Here is a 16,513-nt window from a genome sequence, read left to right on the forward strand (position 1 = left end):
GCGTGCCTGGCACAAACCTGACTCGCGAAGAGGCGCGGCAGCGGGCGAAGCTGCTCACCGTTGACTCGTACGAGATCGATCTCGACCTCTCCGGCGCGCAGGAGGGCGGTACCTACAGGTCCGTGACCACGGTGCGCTTCGATGTCGAGGAGAGCGGCGCGGAGAACGGCGCGGAGAACGGCGCGGAGAACGGCGCGCAGTCCTTCATCGACCTGGTCGCCCCGACGGTCCACGAGATCACCCTCAACGGCGACCAGCTCGACCCCGACGAGCTCTTCGTGGACTCCCGGATCGCGCTGCCCGGGCTGCTGGAGGGCCGCAACATCCTGCGGGTCGTCGCCGACTGCGCATACACCAACACCGGCGAGGGGCTGCACCGGTTCGTCGACCCGGTCGACAACCAGGCCTACCTCTACACCCAGTTCGAGGTGCCGGACGCGCGCAGGGTCTTCGCGAGCTTCGAGCAGCCCGACCTGAAGGCCACCTTCCAGTTCACCGTGCGGGCGCCCGAGGGCTGGACGGTCATCTCCAACTCGCCCACCCCGGAGCCGACGGACAGCGTCTGGGTCTTCGAGCCGACGCCGCGCATCTCTACGTACATCACCGCGCTGATCGTCGGCCCGTACCACTCGGTGCACAGCGTGTACGAGAAGGACGGCCAGTCCGTGCCGCTCGGCATCTACTGCCGGCCCTCGCTCGCCGAACACCTCGACTCGGACGCCGTGTTCGAGGTGACCCGGCAGGGCTTCGAGTGGTTCCAGGAGAAGTTCGACTACGCGTACCCGTTCAAGAAGTACGACCAGCTGTTCGTACCGGAGTTCAACGCGGGCGCGATGGAGAACGCGGGCGCGGTCACCATCCGCGACCAGTACGTCTTCCGGTCGAAGGTCACCGACGCCGCGTACGAGGTGCGCGCCGAGACGATCCTGCACGAGCTGGCCCACATGTGGTTCGGCGACCTGGTCACCATGGAGTGGTGGAACGACCTGTGGCTGAACGAGTCGTTCGCCACCTACACCTCCATCGCCTGCCAGGCGCACGCCGCGGGGAGCCGCTGGCCGCACTCCTGGACCACGTTCGCCAACTCCATGAAGACGTGGGCGTACCGCCAGGACCAGCTGCCGTCCACGCACCCGATCATGGCCGAGATCAACGACCTCGACGACGTGCTCGTCAACTTCGACGGCATCACGTACGCCAAGGGCGCCTCCGTACTGAAGCAGCTCGTCGCGTACGTCGGCATGGACGAGTTCTTCGCGGGCGTGCAGGCGTACTTCAAGGCGCACGCGTACGGCAACACGCGCCTGTCCGACCTGCTGGGTGCCCTGGAGAAGACCTCCGGGCGTGACCTGAAGGCCTGGTCGAAGGCGTGGCTGGAGACCGCCGGCATCAACATCCTGCGCCCGGAGATCGAGACGGACGCCGCCGGTGTCATCACGTCCTTCGCCATCCGCCAGGAGGCCCCGGCCCTGCCCGCCGGCGCGAAGGGCGAGCCGACGCTGCGGCCGCACCGGATCGCGGTCGGCCTGTACGAACTCGACGACGACAGCGGCAAGCTGGTCCGCGACAAGCGCGTGGAGCTGGACGTCGACGGCGAACTGACCGCCGTACCGCAGCTGGTCGGCAAGCGCCGTCCGGCGGTGGTGCTGCTGAACGACGACGACCTGTCGTACGCCAAGGTCCGCCTGGACGAGCAGTCCCTCGCCTTCGTCACCGCACACCTCGGCGACTTCGAGTCCTCCCTCCCCCGCGCCCTGTGCTGGGCGTCGGCCTGGGACATGACCCGGGACGCCGAACTCGCCGCGCGTGACTACCTCTCCCTGGTGCTGTCGGGCATCGGCAAGGAGTCCGACATCGGCGTCGTGCAGTCGCTGCACCGCCAGGTGAAGCTGGCGATCGAGCTGTACGCCGACCCGGCCGCCCGCGAGACCCTGCTGACCCGCTGGACGGACGCCACGCTGGCTCACCTGCGGGCGGCGGCACCGGGCAGCGACCACCAGCTGGCGTGGGCCCGCGCGTTCGCCGCGACCGCCCGTACGCCGGAGCAGCTGGACCTGCTCGACGCTCTGCTGGAGGGCACGCAGACGATCGAGGGCCTGGCCGTCGACACCGAGCTGCGCTGGGCGTTCGTCCAGCGACTGGCCGCGGTGGGCCGCTACGACGAGGCGGAGATCGCCGGCGAGTACGAGCGCGACCGGACGGCCGCCGGTGAGCGGCACGCGGACACCGCCCGGGCCGCCCGCCCGACCGAGGAGGCCAAGGCGGAGGCGTGGGCGTCGGTCGTCGAGTCCGACAAGCTGCCCAACGCCGTCCAGGAGGCCGTCATCGGCGGCTTCGTCCAGACCGACCAGCGGGAACTGCTCGCCCCGTACACGGGCACGTACTTCGAGGTCGTCAAGGACATCTGGGAAACCCGCTCGCACGAGATCGCCCAGCAGATCGCGGTCGGCCTCTACCCGTCCCTCCAGGTCTCCGAGGAGACCCTGCGCCTGACGGACGAGTGGCTGGCCTCCGCGGAGCCCAGCGCGGCCCTGCGACGGCTGATCTCCGAGTCCCGCGCGGGCGTGGAGCGCGCGCTCAAGGCACAGGCGGCGGACGCGGCGGCGGCGGCCGAGTAGTCGTCGTCCGTACGGCGGCTAGGGGGCTCCCGGACTGTGCCGGGCCCCCCCAGCCGCCGTTTTCACGTGCGGGCAGTCGCTCGCCCAGTGCTCCACCGTGAGCCGGTCCTTGCGGGCGGTGCCCTGCTCCTCGTACGACGCGGACGTCTTCGGCGTGATCAGCACGAACCGGCCGCCGCGCAGGGCCTCGTAGAGGCGGCCTCTCTCCAGGGCCACGTCCGGGACGCGGTAGCCCGTCAGGTGTGCCCCGACCCCGAGCAGGCTCCGACCCGGGCGGCGCTCGCGGCGACCCAGCTGCTGGGGCTGGGGCTGGCGCTGACGCGGTACGTCCTGCGGCTCCCGCCGTCGGTCGCGCTGGTCCGGGAGGAGGTCGTCGCCTGGCTGGGGCCGACCGTACAGCGATACCTCACGGCGCCCAGTCCTTGAAAGTGACGGCCATGCGCTGCGGGTGGCGAGGAGGACGGCCTGCCCTGGGCATACCAAGGGCGCCGGCCTCGTCCACGTACGGCGGATGCGGGTACGTCGGCGGGGGCGGCGCCCTGAGGGAAGCGTGCGGGCAACCGGCGCGGGGCTCGGGCTGCGACGCTCCGGTCAGGCCTTGGCGTCGGCCTTGGGCTTGGTCTTGATGTTGCGGGTGGTCACGCGGTGCGACTCGTGCGACTTGTCAAGGACCAGCACCAGGCCGGCGATGACCCCGAACAGCACGAGGGGTGCCACGACATAGAGGCCCAGCGTCTCGATGACGCTCAGGCCGGTGCCGGGATCGTCGCCGTCGTCGCGGGTCAGCGCGAGCGCGGGGGACGACATGAGCAGCATCATCAGCGTCGTACCGGCAGCCAGGGCGCCGGCGCGCAGGGCGTTCTTCTTGTCCACGGTGCCAAAACTATCGAACGGCGGATCGGGGCGCTCCTCCGGGGTGCCGTATGAGGAGCCGGGGGGTGCGGTGCCGGGGGGTGCGGTGCCGGGGGGTGCCACGTCGTCCATGTGTCGTCGGTCCTGGGCCTGACCGCCGTTCCGGGCCGGGCGCTGTACCGCGCGGGGAGGTTCGCATCGGCAGCCTCGACGCGATGACCGTCAAGCTCCGCGACATCGGTGCCGTTTCCTCCACTTGAGCCCGGAAAGGCGTGGGTTCGGCATTGCCCTCACGACTGCCGCAGTACCTCCACCAGCGCCCGCAGCCTCGCCGATCCCGCCAGCTCCTCCAGGGTCACCGGGCGGCCCTCCCTGTCCGCGATCGGCAGGCGCCAGTTCGGGTACTGGTCCCAGGTTCCCGGGATGTTCTGGGGGCGGCGGTCACCCACGCCGTCGGGGAGCCAGATGCCGAGCATGCGGGCCGGGGTGTCGAGCAGGAAGCGGTGGACGGCCTGGATCTCGGCCTCCTCCGAGGCAGGATCCGAGGCGAGGCCGGAGGCAGGGCCCGAGGCGGGATCCGAGGCAGGGTCCGAGGCGGGATCCGAGGCCCGGTCTGAGGCGGGATCCGAGGCCCGGTCTGAGGCGGGGTCTGAGGCAGGGCCCGAGGCCGGGTCTGAGGCAGGGCCCGTGACGCCCGTCGCGCTCTGGAGGAGGCCCAGGCGGGTGAGCTCGGCCAGCCACTCGGCGATGTCGGCGGACGCCTCGGCCCGTTCCTCCTCCAGGGGGCGGGTCAACAGCCCCAGGCTGTCGCGGAGTTCGACGTGCTCGCCGGTGAGGCGGGACGCGGTGGGCGGCAGGTCGTGGGTGGTGGCGGTGGCCAGGCAGTCGGCACGCCAGCGGTCGGGCAACAGCGGGCGCCCGTCGCCCTCCCAGTCCCGCTCGAACCACAGCACCGACGTACCGAGCACCCCCCGCTCGCGCAGCGCCTCGCGCACCCCGGGTTCCACCGTGCCGAGGTCCTCGCCGATGACGACGGCCCCGGCCCGTGAGGCCTCCAGCACCAGTACGGCGAGCATGGCCTCGGCGTCGTAGTGGACGTACGTACCCTCTGTGGGCGCTTCGCCCAGCGGGACCCACCACAGGCGGAACAGGCCCATGACGTGGTCGATGCGCAGGGCGCCGGCGTAGCGGAAGAGGGCCCGCAGCAGCGAGCGGAACGGCTCGTAGCCGGACTCGGCCAGGCGGTCCGGGCGCCAGGGCGGGAGGCCCCAGTCCTGGCCGCGCGCGTTGAAGGCGTCCGGGGGCGCGCCGACGGACATACCGGCCGCGAAGTGCTCCCGCTGCGCCCAGGCGTCGGCGCCGCCGGGGTGCACCCCTACCGCGAGGTCGTGGACGACCCCGACCGGCATGCCCGCCTCGCGCGCCGCGCGCTGGGCGGCGGTGAGCTGGGTGTCGGTGAGCCAGGCGAGCCGGGAGTAGAAGTCGATCCGGTCCGTCAACTCTTCGCGGGCGCGGGCGGTTTCGGCCGAACGGGGGTCACGCAGGCCGGCCGGCCACTGGTGCCAGTCGGAGCCGTGGACCTCGGCGAGCGCGTACCAGGTGGCGTGGTCCTGAAGGGCCTCGCCCTGTTCGGCGAGGAAGTCGCGGTGGGCGGCGCCCCGACCGGGCCCGAGCGGCACCTTCCGCACCAGCTCCAGCGCCGCACGCTTCAGCTCCCACACCGCGTCCCGGTCGATCAGCGCGCCCTCCTCCAGTACCGAGGCACGCAGACGGTCGGCCCGCTCCAGCAGGGTCCGCAGGCCTTCGCGGTCCGGCGCGTAGGCGTACTCGGGGATGTCCTCCACCCGCAGGTGGATCGGGTCGGGGAAGCGTCGCGAGGAGGGGCGGTAGGGGGAGGGGTCCGTGGGGGCGCCGGGTACGGCCGCGTGCAGCGGGTTGACCTGGACGAAGCCTGCGCCGAGCGCGCGACCGGCCCAGGAGGTCAGTTCGGCGAGGTCTCCGAGGTCGCCCATACCCCAGGAGCGGCGGGAAAGGAGGGAGTAGAGCTGGACGAGCAGGCCGTACGAGCGTCCGGTGGGCGCGGGCAGTCGGGGCGGGGCGACGATCAGGTGGGCGTCGGCGGTGCGGCCGTCGGGGGCGGTCGCGGTCAACCGGTGGACTCCGGGCGGGAGTTGGTCGGTGTCGGCGCGGGTCTCGCCCTCTTCGGTGGTGATGCGCAGCCGGGTGCCGGGCGGGAGGGCGCCGAGGACCTCGGGCGTACTGCCGCTCCAGCCCACCACGGTCGGCGGCAGCAGCCGTGCGCGCAGTTCCTCCTCGCGGGCGGCGAGCGCGGCGCGCACCGCCTCGGGCGTGTCCGCGGCGACGCCCAGGGCGGCCAGGGCCCGGGTGACGGCGGTGGCCGACGCCACGACCGTACGGTCCGGGGAGGGGCTGTAGGAGGTGGCGACGCCATGCAGCGCGGCGAGCCGCGACAGCTCCTCGGCGAGCGGCTCGGCCTGCCGCGGCGTGGTCATGAACGGCTCCGCGTGGTCATGTGCAGCTCCGCGTGGTCAGGTACGGCTCCGCGTGGTCAGGGGCGGCTCCGCATGGTCAGGGGCGGCTCCGCATGGTCAGGGGCGGCTCCGCATGGTCAGGGGCGGCTAGGCATAGTTATGTTCCCGCTCCGCGCCGTCATCTACTACTCCGAGTAGGCGTCGGATTCGCTGGTCAGCGGGGCGGCGTCGGCGAGGGGCGGCTCGCTGGTGAGGGGCTCGGCGTCGGGCAGGGGCGGTTCGCTGGTCAGAGGGGCCTCTCCGCCGGCACCCTCCGCGCTGAACACACACAGGTGGAGATCGGCTGCGGCGGACGACTCCGCCTCGGACAGGGCGGGGGCGAAGGGGTCCGCCTCGGGTTTGGAGAGCGCCGAGAGCAGAAGATGCGCCGATGCGGCCATGGGGGCCTCCTTGTCGAGTACGACGAGCGGATACCGCAGCACTACCCAGCGGTCGCTGGGGCAGACGTACACGAAGGAACAACGTGCCTCTCGTCACATCCTGTTCCGGTGCGACCCTTCCAGTCGGGGGCATTTGCCGCACAACAGTCATTCCCTCCGAGCCGCGGGCCTCTGCGGGCCTCTGCGGGCCTCTGCGGGACGCGCAATGCGGTGAAGCTCGTGAACCAGGCGCTCGGAGGTCGTCGATAGACCAGGTGTGAGACTGTTCCGCCCCATGGGGGGCCACCCGGAGAAAGACCAGGGAGACGCGGAGGGCTCTGACGCGGCGCTGTTGCGTGCCGTCGCGGGCGGGGACTCGGCGGCGATGGCCGCGCTGTACGACCGGCACGCCGGGTGGCTGCACGCGCGGCTGACCCGGCGCTGCGCCGATCCAGAGGTCGTGCGCGAGGTGCTGCAGGACACGTTCGTGACCGTGTGGCGGTCGGCGGCCGGACATCGCGGCAAGGAGGCTGGCGGCTGGCTGTGGACGATCGCCGCGCGCCGCCTGGTCGACGCGCGGCGGGCACACGAGCGGGCGGCGCGGGTGGCGCCGTTGGAGCGGGCGGACGGCGGCGGGTACGAGGCGGCCGCGGTCGCACCGTCCGCGGAGGACCGGGTGCTGGCGGCGCTGGAGTACGGCGATGTCGGCACCGCCCTGGACCGCATCTCGCCCGAGTTGCGCGAGGTGCTGCGCGCGACGGTCGTCGACGGGCTGACCACCCGCGAGACAGCACGCCTGCTCGGCATCCCCGAGGGCACCGTCAAATCCCGCGCGATGCGCGCCCGCGCCGAACTCCGCGCGGTTCTCACGCAGTTGAACCCGTCCTCGATGACGCGGTCCTCGATGACCCCGCCCCCGATGGGAGGCCCGGCATGACCGTATGGCACGCGTCCGACGACCTGGTCGCCCGCTACGGCGACGGCACCCTCCCGGAACCGGATGCCTGGTCCCTGGAGAAACACCTGGAGAGCTGCGCCGGGTGCGCGACCCGCGTCTCCCGGGCAGTACGGCAGACGGTGGCGGGGGTGGCACTGGCGGAGGTACGGGAGGCGGTACTGGGAGCGGCTCCCGCACCGGCTCAGGCACCGGCACCGGCACCCGTACCCGTACCCGTACCCGTACCCGTACCCGTACCCGCCAAGAAGTCACCGCTCCCCTCCCTCACCCGCCTCACCCGCCTCACCCACATCCCTCGCCTCCCCCACATCCTCTGGGCCGCCGGCCCCGCAGTTCGCGGCGCCTGGCTCTCCGCTGTGCTGCTCGTCGCCTTCGGGGCCGTGGCGCTCGCGTACGGCGCCGACGTCACCGGCGTACGACCGCTGCTGCTGACCGTCGCACCGGTCGTGCCGGTCGTCGGGGTCGCCCTGTCCTACGGGTCGCACGCCGACCCGCTGCACGAGATCGCCGCCGCCACGCCGTCCTCCGGACTGCGGCTGGTGCTGACACGGACGGCCGCCGTGCTGGCGGTGAGCGTGCCGCTGCTGACGCTCGCCGGGCTGCTGGTGCCGTCGTCGGGGGCACCGGGCGCGGCAGCCTGGCTGCTGCCCGGGCTCGCGCTGACGCTGGCCTCGCTGGCCCTGGCCGGCTACGTCGGCTTCCGTCCGGCGACGGCCGTGACCGGCGGGGGCTGGCTGTGCGCCGTGCTCGCCCCGGCGCTCGCCACCCCGGACGGTCGGCTCACGGCCCGGCTGACCGAGCAGCTCGCGTACTGCCTCGACGGCGCCCAGGCCCAGGGCGGCTGGGCGGCGGCGGCTGTCCTGTCCGCCGTCCTGCTGGCCGCCCGCCGACCCGCCTACGACCGCCTGGAGACGCGTTGAGCCCGGCCGGGACCCCGTCTGTCCCCGCCCCCGTCTGCCCTCCCCTGGCCGCCCTCCCTGCCGTCGCCCCCCTCTCTGCCTTCCCTGCCCTCTCTGCCTTCCCACCCCTGGAGAACCGTTGAGCACGATACGAGTGATCGGACTGCGCGTCCGGCACCGCAGAACCGTCGCCCTCGACGCGGTGGACCTCGACTTCGGCCCCGGTGTGCACGGGCTGCTCGGTCCGAACGGGGCCGGCAAGACCTCGCTGATCCGGATCCTCGCCACAGTCGCCGCGCCGACCGGCGGCCGGGTGGAACTGCTCGGGGACGACATCAGCGACCACCGAAAGCGGGCCGCGGTACGCCGTCGGCTGGGTTATCTGCCGCAGGAGTTCGGCTACTACCCGGGGTTCACCGTGCGGGAGTTCGTCGCGTACGTCGCCTGGCTGAAGGAGATGCCCGCCGCCGTCGCCCCGGCCGCCGTGGAACGGGCCGTCGCCCGCGTCGGGCTCGCCGACCGCATCGACGCCAAGGTCAAAACGCTGTCCGGCGGCATGATCCGCCGCGTCGGCATCGCGCAGGCCATCGTCAACGACCCGGACGTGCTGCTGCTCGACGAGCCGACCTCCGGTCTCGACCCGGAGCAGCGCGTGGAGTTCCGCGAGTTGCTGCGCGAGCTGGGCGGCTCGTCCACCGTCCTGGTCTCCACCCACCTGGTGGAGGACGTGGCCGCGGCCTGCACGGAGGTCACCCTCGTCGAGTCGGGCCGGGTCGCCTACCGCGGCACGCCCTCCTCGCTCGCCGCGCTCGGCGAGTCCGCGCTCGGCGAGTCCGCGGACGGTGTCGCAGACGGCGTCATGGGCGTCGCGGGCGTCGCGGGCGACAACCCGATCGAGCGGGGCTACACGGCGGCCCTGCGCACGCACCGCGCGTCGGCCGCACCCACCACACCCGCCACACCTGCCGCGTCCGCGTGGGAGAGGACGGCGCGATGACCCTCGTGGCGGCGAGAGAACGAGAAGGATCGATCCGCCCCCACCACCCCCTGCGGGCCGAGGTGGTCCGCGGCTTCGGGCCCTGGGCCGGCGCCGCGGTCCTGGTGACAGTGGCGGTCGCGCTGGGCGCGAGCGCGCGGCAGTGGCAGGGCGGCTGGGCCGAGACCCGGGAGCACCTGCACACGGTGGCCGGGATGCTGGGCGTGCCGCTCGCCCTGGCCGCGGGCTGCTGGCACGGCGGACGTGAACGCCGACGCCGTACCGGGGAGCTGATGGCGACGGCCGCGCGCGCCCCGCTCGCCCGGCTGCTGGCATCGGGACTGCCGCTGATGCTGTGGGTGATCGTCGGGTACGCGGTCGCGGTCCTGCTGGCCTGGCTCGCCACCTGGTACTGCGCCACCGGCGACAGCCCGTACGTGATCGCGCCCCTCACGGATGCGGCGGTCCTCGCGTCGGCCGTCCTGGCGGGCCAGGTCGTGGGCCGGCTGGTGGCCTGGCGGCTCGCGGCACCGCTGCTGGCGTTGGGCGGGTACGTCGGCATCGGCATGCTCGCGTACGGCAGCGGCACCAACTCCTACGCGCCCCTGTCGCCGGGCGTCGACGGTATGCCCGACTCGGTCCCGGTGTGGTGGCAGCCGCTCGCGATGGCGGCGTGGGCGGGCGGTCTCGCGGGCGCTGCCGTCCTGGCGTACGCGGCCCGGCGCCGGGCCGTCGCCCTGCTGCCGCTGGCCGCCGCGGTCGCCGCCGGCACGCTGCTGGTGCAGACCGGCGAGGACGCCCTGTGGCGCACCGGCCCACTCGCCCGCCGCCAGGTGTGCGACACCTCCACCACCCCGCAGATCTGCGTGAACGCCCGCTACGAGGGCCTTCTCCCGCAGGTCAGGAAGGCCCTGTCCGGGCTCACCGGCCGACTGGAGGGCGTCCAGAATCTGCCGGTGCGGTTCGAGGACAGGCCGGGGGCTCCGGCGCGGGACGAGGCGCAACTGCCGACGCTCACCCCGATCGGCTGGTCCGTCGTACGGGGTGAACTCACCGATCCGCAGCGGTACGCGTGGGAGGCCGGGATGTTGCTGTACGGCCGGTCCGAGTGCGACCGGGCCGACCCGCGCTGGGATCCGGTCGACAGTGCCGTGGAGCATTATCTGGCGCCCAGCCCGGAGGAGAAGTACTTCGACGATCTGCTCGCCGGGAACGGCGCGGCGGACCGCGCGAGGCTCAACGCCCGGACCGCGGCCCGCGCCCGCCTGGAGGCGATGGGCGAGGACGAACGCCGGGCCTGGCTGTCGGAGTACTTCGCGACGACGGACCAGTGCGACGGGAGCGGGGTGCCGACGCTGTGAGCCGCGACGTCCGCCTCTACGCCCGCGCCCGCTCCACCACCTCGCGCGCCACCTCGCGCGCCACCCCGCTCGCCGGCTCGCTCCTGTACGCCCGCTCGCGTGCCGTCCCGCGCGCCCTCGCCGCGCTCCTCGCCACCGCGGCCCTCGCCGTAGCGGCGTCCGACGGTCTGGACGCCTACGTGGACCCCGAGCGGCGGGTGCCCGTGGTGGCGCTGGCCCCGCTGTTCGCCGCCGCGGTGATCGGGACGAGCCTGCACACCGCCACCGACGAACTGGATCGTACGGCGGTCCGCCCCTGGTGGCGGCGGCGCCTGGTCCATCTCCTGGTATTGACGGCGCTCACCACGGCCCTGCTGCCGTTGGCGGTGCTCGGACACGCGTCCGTTTTCGGCCCGCCCGCGATGATCCGCAACACGCTCGGCTCGACGGGCCTCACCGCGGCGGCGGCCGCCCTGCTCGGCGCCCGGCTGAGCTGGCTTCCGGCGTTCGGCTATGTCAGCGCGGTGTACCTGGGGTCCGCCGGGGCCCACGGGCGGTGGAGCACAGTGTGGGCGTGGCCGGTGCAGCCGGGCGGCGGGACGGGCGCCTGGGCCGCGGCGGCGGTCGTCTTCGTCGCGGGCGGGGCGCTCTACGTCGTTCGGGGGGCGCGGGCGGAGGCCGGGCCCCCCTGAGGGACCCGGCGCCCCTGAGGGACCGGGCGCTTCTGAGGGACCCGGCGCCCCTGTGTGACGCCCTCACCCCGCAGGGTCCCACGCCTCCACGGGCCCCGCGCCACGGACGGAACCGACCACATTCCCGTCCGGCGTGGGGCCCTGGAAGCCATCGGGATCACCAGGTGCCACCGGTGGCAGTGCGGGCGTCACCGGGTATGCAAAAGCCCGGATCATCGTCAGGCGGAAATGCCGTCGATCCGGGCCAGGGCGTCGTCCGCGCCGAACGGTTGCAAGTACGGCAGCCAGCGCGGATCCCTATGGCCGGTCCCGATGATGCGCCAGGCCAGGCCGGTGGGCGGGGCGGGTTTGTGGCGCAGCCGCCAGCCGATCTCGACGAGATGGCGGTCGGCCTTGGTGTGGTTGCAGCGACGGCAGGACGCGACGACGTTGTCCCAGACGTGCTTGCCCCCGCGGCTGCGCGGGATGACGTGGTCGACGCTGGTTGCGACGCCACCGCAGTACATGCACCGGCCCCCGTCACGGGCGAAGAGCGCCCGCCGGGTGAGAGGAACGGGCCCCCGGTAGGGGACCCGCACGAATCGCTTGAGCCGGACCACGCTGGGTGCGGGAAGTGTGACGGTCGCGCTGTGCATGAAGGCGCCGGACTCCTCAAGGCACACGGCCTTGTTCTCCAGGACGAGGATGAGCGCTCGGCGGAGCGGTACGACGCCGAGCGGCTCGTACGACGCGTTCAGGACCAGGACATGCGGCACGGGTGGCCTCCTTGGACGCCGGCGGCGCGTGGCTCGCGCCGGGACGATTTCGTAGTCAGTCTCCCCTCATGCCTGGTGGAAGCGCCACCATGTCCCGGTAACGGGCTGGGAGTGTTTTCGACCACATCAGCTTCCTTCCCAGGGTCACGAGCGGTTCATCCCACCTGTTCATCCCCAGGTGGGCGGGTTATCTCTCCCGAACATCGCAACAGTCCGCACACGTTGCCCCGATAGTGTGGTGAGCCTGCCCCGCCGGTGACCTTTTCGTGACCTTGAACCACGACGTACGCCCACGCCGTACGGAACCTGACCGCGACCGGAGGGGCGGACCGCTGCACTGGAGGTACCTGCCGTGTCCTTGTCCGCCGTCCTGTCGGCCGCTGCTCCGTCGCCGTCGCCGTCCCCCTCGGGGACGCCGACCGCTCCGGTCGTGCCATCGCTCCAGGACGCCCAGAAGAGCGCGACGAACGCCGCGGGCTGGATCGAGGAGAACTGGTCCACGTGGCTGGCGATCGGCCTCAGGGTCCTGCTGATCATGCTGATCGCGACGGTGCTGAGAGTCGCGGTGCGGCGGGCGATCACCAAGCTGATCGACCGGATGAACCGCACGGTCCAGTCGGTCGACGGCACGACCTTCGGCAGCCTGCTGGTGAACGTGGAGCGCCGCCGTCAGCGCTCACAGGCCATCGGCTCGGTGCTGCGCTCGGTGGCGAGCTTCCTGATCCTGGGCACCGCGGCCCTGATGGTCCTCGGCACCTTCGAGATCGACCTCGCCCCGCTGCTGGCGTCGGCCGGTGTCGCGGGTGTGGCGATCGGTTTCGGCGCACGGAACCTGGTCACGGACTTCCTCTCCGGCGTGTTCATGATCCTGGAGGACCAGTACGGCGTCGGCGACACGATCGACGCGGGCGTGGCCTCCGGCGAGGTCATCGAGGTCGGCCTGCGGGTGACCAAGCTGCGCGGCGACAACGGCGAGATCTGGTACGTCCGCAACGGCGAGGTCAAACGCATCGGCAACCTGTCCCAGGGCTGGGCGACGGCCGGGGTGGACGTGACCGTCCGGGCCGACGAGGACCTCGACAAGGTGAAGCGGACCCTGAACGAGGTCAGCGAGAAGATGAGCAAGGAGGAGCCCTGGAACGAGCTCCTGTGGGGCCCGATCGAGGTCCTCGGCCTCGACAGCGTCCTGCTCGACTCGATGGTCGTGCGCGTCTCCGCCAAGACCATGCCCGGCAAGGCCCTCACGGTCGAACGCGAACTGCGCTGGCGCATCAAGCGCGCCTTCGGCGCGGCGGACATCCCGATCGTGGGCGGCACCACCGTGCACCCCGAAGAGCAGCCCACCGACCCGACGGCCGCGGTGGCGGCCCCCTCGGTGTACTCCAACACGACGTCTCCGCAGGCGGAGGCGGCCTCCCCGATCGTGCAGCCGAGGACGACGCCGAAGTAGGGGTACGGCGGGGGTACGACCGGCCAAGTTCCGCACGTACGCCGCCGCCGGCGTCCCCGCCTACGCCCTCATCGACCGGCACAGCGGGACGGCCCACTGCCACACGGACCCCGTCCTCCCGGCGACGATCCCACCGAGGCCCACTACGGCACCGACACCAACGTGGACCTCGGACAAGGAGGAGACACGGCAACGGACAAGGGGGCCGCTGCGCAAAACTCGGCCAAGCTGATCGACACCATCCGCCAGGAGACGTAGCCCATGAACGAGTTCGACTTCACCAAGTCCAGCTACAGCAGCACCGCCGGCGAATGCGTCGAAGTCGCCCGCAACATCCCCCACACCGTCGCCGTCCGCGACTCCAAATCCCACGACGGCCCGATACTCCGCCTTGCCCCCAAAGCCTGGGCAGAGTTCACCGCGTCATTCGCCTGAGATTCCGCCCTCCTTCGTCCTCCCAAGCCAGGCAGCACCCTCCAAAGACCCAGGGCACCCTGTCCGTGGGCTCGACCATCGGAGAGACCACTGGCGGTTCGCCTCACTATGTGGCGGGGGTAGCGTCTGAGTGTTGCCGCAGAACGGAGTTCGCCGTGTCGCAGACCATCGAGGAGCACACCGGCGCTCGGATCGCCCGTATCCGGAAGCAGCGCGGCCTGACGCAGCAGGGGCTGGCGATGCGCGCTCACGTGTCGAAGTCGCTGTTGTCGAAGGCCGAGTGCGGACAGAAGCCCGCCTCCCCGGCTCTTGTCGCTGCCTGTGCCCGCGCGCTCGGCGTCTCCGCGTCCGAGTTGCTGGGGCAGCCGTACGCCAAGGAATTGCGGCGCGACCACATGGATGCCCTGATCCAGCCGATTCGTGAGGGGCTGGAGAACTGGGACATCGCTCTGGAATGGGAGACGGCTCCGCGCCCGGCCGCTTTGATCTGGACGGATGTCCAACAGGCTCTGGAGCAGCGCCGTCAGGCGCAGTACACGGACATGGTGCGCAACCTGCCGGTGCTGATCGACGAGTCGGTGCAGGCGGTGCACACCAGTACCGGGGAGGGGCAGCGGCTGGCCTACGAGTGTCTGGCGGAGACGTTCCGTTGACTGAGGCACTCGGCAACGTGCACCGCATCGCGGTGAGCCGCGGAGCACGCCTGCCCACACCCGCCGACGACGATCTCGACACCGTGGACGACCTGGAGGACGACGAAGACCAACAGGACAGCGCGCATCCCGTCGCCTGCCGCTGACTGCACCCCGCGACTCCCCGTCCCGGCCGGGACGGGCGGTGAAATCCCCGGAGCGCCATAAGTCTCCGGGGATTTATGTCCCCGGAGCGCTTGGCTCCTGGACGAGGGCTCGCCTGTTCCAGGCTCATTTGGAGTGAGCAAGAGCCAGATACGACAACCTGATCCCAGGGTGTCGTGTCGGCAACGGCGGTCCTGGTTGCACCGGCTCAGCGGGCCGTCCACCGGTCCATCTCCCGCGCCCGCGTGTCCAGCGCGGTGACGACGGCGGCTGACGCGGTCCGGGGACTGCCGGGAAACCTGCACGTCGCGCAGGACGCCACCACACACATGGCCGGACCCCGGTTCGGGCATCTCCAGCAGGATTCCCGCGCGTCGCACTCGCCGGCCATGGTCCGGCCCCAGCCGCACAGCCCCACGTAACGACTTCGTTTCCCGCCACTGGCCGGTATTGACGCCTCCCCCGCCCTCGGCCTACCTTCCTCCCACCGATAGGAAAGTTTCCTAACAATGGTTCCGAGATGGACTTCCCGATACACCACTGGGAAGCTGGGCAGCCGAAGGGCAGGTGTCGACAATCATGGCAGGAACCACCGGTACGCCGGGCACCCCTCGCGTTCTGCGGGCCATGAACGACCGGGCGGCGCTCGATCTCCTGCTGGAGCACGGACCGCTGTCCCGCACCCGGATCGGCAAGCTCACCGGCCTCTCGAAGCCGACCGCGTCCCAGCTGCTGGCCCGCCTGGAGGCATCCGGGCTGGTCCTGGCGACCGGCACCAGCGAGGGCCGACCGGGACCCAGCGCTCAGCTGTACGCGGTGAACCCCGCCGCCGCCCGGGTCGCCGGGCTCGACGTCACCCCGGCCGGTATCCGGGCCGCGGTGGCCGACATCACCGGCCGCACCATCGGGCAGTTCGAACTGCCGACCCCCGGCCGCAGCGCCCACGGCGCCGTGGACCGCGTACTGCGGGCCATGGACGGGGCGGTCAAGGACGCCGGTCTGCACCGCACCGACATCAACCGGCTCGTCATCGGCACCCCCGGCGCCTTCGACCCCGGCACCGGCCATCTGCGCTACGCCCCCCATCTGCCCGGCTGGCACTCGCCCGGCCTGCTGGCGGAGTTGGCCGCCGCGCTCGGTCCGATCCCCTTCGAGGCGGAGAACGACGTCAACCTCGCCGCCGTGGCCGAGCAGCGCATCGGCGAGGCTCGCGGCTGTGAGAACTTCACCCTGCTCTGGGGGGAGCGAGGCTTCGGTGCGGCGGTCGTGATCGGCGGCCGGCTGCACCGGGGTGCCACCGGGGGCGCGGGCGAGGTCGCCTTCCTCCCCCTGCCCGGGGCCCCGCTCATCCGCAATGTCGCCCGCAGCAACTCGGGCGGCTTCGAGGAACTGGCCGGGCGCCGGGCCCTGTTGAGCCTGGCCCGCGAACACGGGCTGACGCCGCCACCCGGCGGCAGCCTCACCGAGAAGGCCCAGGCGGTGGTCGCCGAGGCGGCCCGCACGACCCCGGGAGCGGGCGAAGCCATGCTCGCCGAGTACGCGACCTGGCTGGCGACCGGGCTCGCCGCGGTCGTCACGGTGATCGATCCCGAACTCATCATCCTGGCGGGCGGGGTGATCACGGCCGGCGGGGAACCCCTGCGGGCCCTGATCCAGTCCGAGCTCGCCGAGCTGGCCGTACCCCGGCCTCCCATCCGCCTCAGCACCACACCCGGCAGCGCCGTACTGAGCGGAGCCCTGCAGTCCGCCCTCGCCGCCACCCGCGACGAGGTCTTCGACACCACGGATCGCAGCCCTTGATCCGCACCATCGGGTGAGCGGCCCGACGGC

General features: G+C 72.3%; 16 protein-coding genes and 2 pseudogenes. 13 read left to right on the forward strand and 5 right to left on the reverse strand.

The window, feature by feature from the left end:
• The first annotated feature begins 2 nt into the window (after positions 1–2).
• Positions 3–2,618 (forward strand): aminopeptidase N, encoded by a 2,616-nt coding sequence (pepN, locus tag M2271_RS06120; protein WP_280886066.1) that lies wholly within the window; start codon positions 3–5, stop codon positions 2,616–2,618.
• A gap of 75 nt (positions 2,619–2,693) precedes the next feature.
• Here pepN and M2271_RS06125 read toward each other — a convergent pair.
• Positions 2,694–2,867: pseudogene (locus tag M2271_RS06125) on the reverse strand (FAD-dependent oxidoreductase); the annotation flags it as partial.
• On the opposite strand from M2271_RS06125, the pseudogene M2271_RS06130 reads away from it, so the two are divergent.
• A pseudogene (locus M2271_RS06130) lies at positions 2,847–3,044 on the forward strand (TetR/AcrR family transcriptional regulator); the annotation flags it as partial. The pseudogenes M2271_RS06125 and M2271_RS06130 overlap by 21 nt on opposite strands.
• Positions 3,045–3,209: 165 nt before the next feature.
• On the opposite strand, the gene M2271_RS06135 reads toward M2271_RS06130, so the two are convergent.
• The 3 genes from M2271_RS06135 to M2271_RS06145 all read right to left on the reverse strand — a co-directional run bounded on the left by M2271_RS06135 (position 3,210) and on the right by M2271_RS06145 (position 6,402).
• Entirely contained in the window at positions 3,210–3,491 is a 282-nt protein-coding gene (locus M2271_RS06135; protein WP_280886234.1) for a hypothetical protein, read from the reverse strand.
• A gap of 269 nt (positions 3,492–3,760) precedes the next feature.
• Positions 3,761–5,983 (reverse strand): 4-alpha-glucanotransferase, encoded by a 2,223-nt coding sequence (gene malQ / locus M2271_RS06140; RefSeq protein ID WP_280886067.1) that lies wholly within the window; start codon positions 5,981–5,983, stop codon positions 3,761–3,763.
• Positions 5,984–6,147: 164 nt separating this feature from the next.
• A complete protein-coding gene (locus M2271_RS06145; protein WP_280886235.1) occupies positions 6,148–6,402 on the reverse strand; it encodes a hypothetical protein in 255 nt (84 codons plus the stop codon).
• A gap of 274 nt (positions 6,403–6,676) precedes the next feature.
• Here M2271_RS06145 and M2271_RS06150 point away from each other — a divergent pair, with 274 nt between their 5' ends.
• From M2271_RS06150 to M2271_RS06170, 5 genes are all read left to right on the forward strand, one after another.
• On the forward strand, positions 6,677–7,318 hold the full coding sequence (locus M2271_RS06150; RefSeq protein WP_280886068.1) for an RNA polymerase sigma factor: 642 nt from the start codon (positions 6,677–6,679) through the stop codon (positions 7,316–7,318).
• Positions 7,315–8,259, forward strand: coding sequence for a zf-HC2 domain-containing protein (locus M2271_RS06155; protein ID WP_280886069.1), 945 nt, complete (start codon positions 7,315–7,317; stop codon positions 8,257–8,259). The genes M2271_RS06150 and M2271_RS06155 overlap by 4 nt, the downstream gene beginning before the upstream one ends.
• 118 nt (positions 8,260–8,377) lie before the next feature.
• On the forward strand, positions 8,378–9,235 hold the full coding sequence (locus tag M2271_RS06160; protein WP_280886070.1) for an ATP-binding cassette domain-containing protein: 858 nt from the start codon (positions 8,378–8,380) through the stop codon (positions 9,233–9,235).
• A complete protein-coding gene (locus tag M2271_RS06165) occupies positions 9,232–10,575 on the forward strand; it encodes a hypothetical protein (RefSeq protein WP_280886071.1) in 1,344 nt (447 codons plus the stop codon). The genes M2271_RS06160 and M2271_RS06165 overlap by 4 nt, the downstream gene beginning before the upstream one ends.
• An 83-nt stretch (positions 10,576–10,658) precedes the next feature.
• A complete protein-coding gene (locus M2271_RS06170) occupies positions 10,659–11,246 on the forward strand; it encodes a hypothetical protein (RefSeq protein ID WP_280886236.1) in 588 nt (195 codons plus the stop codon).
• Positions 11,247–11,464: 218 nt separating this feature from the next.
• On the opposite strand, the gene M2271_RS06175 is transcribed toward M2271_RS06170, so the two are convergent.
• Positions 11,465–12,001: an HNH endonuclease gene (locus M2271_RS06175; protein WP_280886072.1), complete on the reverse strand. Its 537-nt coding sequence runs from the start codon at positions 11,999–12,001 to the stop codon at positions 11,465–11,467.
• Between the two features lie 352 nt (positions 12,002–12,353).
• Between M2271_RS06175 and M2271_RS06180 the strand changes: the two genes are divergently transcribed.
• The 6 genes from M2271_RS06180 (at position 12,354) to M2271_RS06205 (ending at position 16,483) form a co-directional block, all read left to right on the forward strand.
• On the forward strand, positions 12,354–13,451 hold the full coding sequence (locus M2271_RS06180) for a mechanosensitive ion channel family protein (protein WP_280886073.1): 1,098 nt from the start codon (positions 12,354–12,356) through the stop codon (positions 13,449–13,451).
• Positions 13,452–13,712: 261 nt separating this feature from the next.
• Positions 13,713–13,886 carry a DUF397 domain-containing protein gene (locus M2271_RS06185; protein WP_280886074.1) on the forward strand — a complete coding sequence of 58 codons (174 nt, stop codon included), beginning with the start codon at positions 13,713–13,715 and terminating at the stop codon, positions 13,884–13,886.
• A gap of 155 nt (positions 13,887–14,041) precedes the next feature.
• On the forward strand, positions 14,042–14,539 hold the full coding sequence (locus M2271_RS06190; RefSeq protein WP_280886075.1) for a helix-turn-helix transcriptional regulator: 498 nt from the start codon (positions 14,042–14,044) through the stop codon (positions 14,537–14,539).
• Positions 14,536–14,685 (forward strand): hypothetical protein, encoded by a 150-nt coding sequence (locus M2271_RS06195; RefSeq protein WP_280886076.1) that lies wholly within the window; start codon positions 14,536–14,538, stop codon positions 14,683–14,685. Before M2271_RS06190 ends, M2271_RS06195 begins: the two co-directional genes overlap by 4 nt.
• Before the next feature lie 174 nt (positions 14,686–14,859).
• A complete protein-coding gene (locus M2271_RS06200; RefSeq protein WP_280886077.1) occupies positions 14,860–15,105 on the forward strand; it encodes a hypothetical protein in 246 nt (81 codons plus the stop codon).
• 157 nt (positions 15,106–15,262) lie between these two features.
• Positions 15,263–16,483, forward strand: a complete 1,221-nt coding sequence (locus M2271_RS06205) for an ROK family transcriptional regulator (RefSeq protein ID WP_280886078.1) — start codon at positions 15,263–15,265, stop codon at positions 16,481–16,483.
• The last annotated feature ends 30 nt before the right edge of the window (positions 16,484–16,513 follow it).

Source organism: Streptomyces sp. LBL (genome assembly GCF_029893585.1).
In the GTDB taxonomy this organism is placed as follows: Bacteria; Actinomycetota; Actinomycetes; order Streptomycetales; family Streptomycetaceae; genus Streptomyces.

Bases quoted from the DNA above. Each gene is read 5' to 3' on its own strand.
- malQ (WP_280886067.1), bottom strand. From the start codon at position 5,983: ATGACCACGCCGCGGCAGGCCGAGCCGCTCGCCGAGGAGCTGTCGCGG.
- M2271_RS06145 (WP_280886235.1), bottom strand. From the start codon at position 6,402: ATGGCCGCATCGGCGCATCTTCTGCTCTCGGCGCTCTCCAAACCCGAG.
- M2271_RS06150 (WP_280886068.1), top strand. From the start codon at position 6,677: ATGGGGGGCCACCCGGAGAAAGACCAGGGAGACGCGGAGGGCTCTGAC.
- M2271_RS06155 (WP_280886069.1), top strand. From the start codon at position 7,315: ATGACCGTATGGCACGCGTCCGACGACCTGGTCGCCCGCTACGGCGAC.
- M2271_RS06165 (WP_280886071.1), top strand. From the start codon at position 9,232: ATGACCCTCGTGGCGGCGAGAGAACGAGAAGGATCGATCCGCCCCCAC.
- M2271_RS06185 (WP_280886074.1), top strand. From the start codon at position 13,713: ATGAACGAGTTCGACTTCACCAAGTCCAGCTACAGCAGCACCGCCGGC.
- M2271_RS06205 (WP_280886078.1), top strand. From the start codon at position 15,263: ATGGCAGGAACCACCGGTACGCCGGGCACCCCTCGCGTTCTGCGGGCC.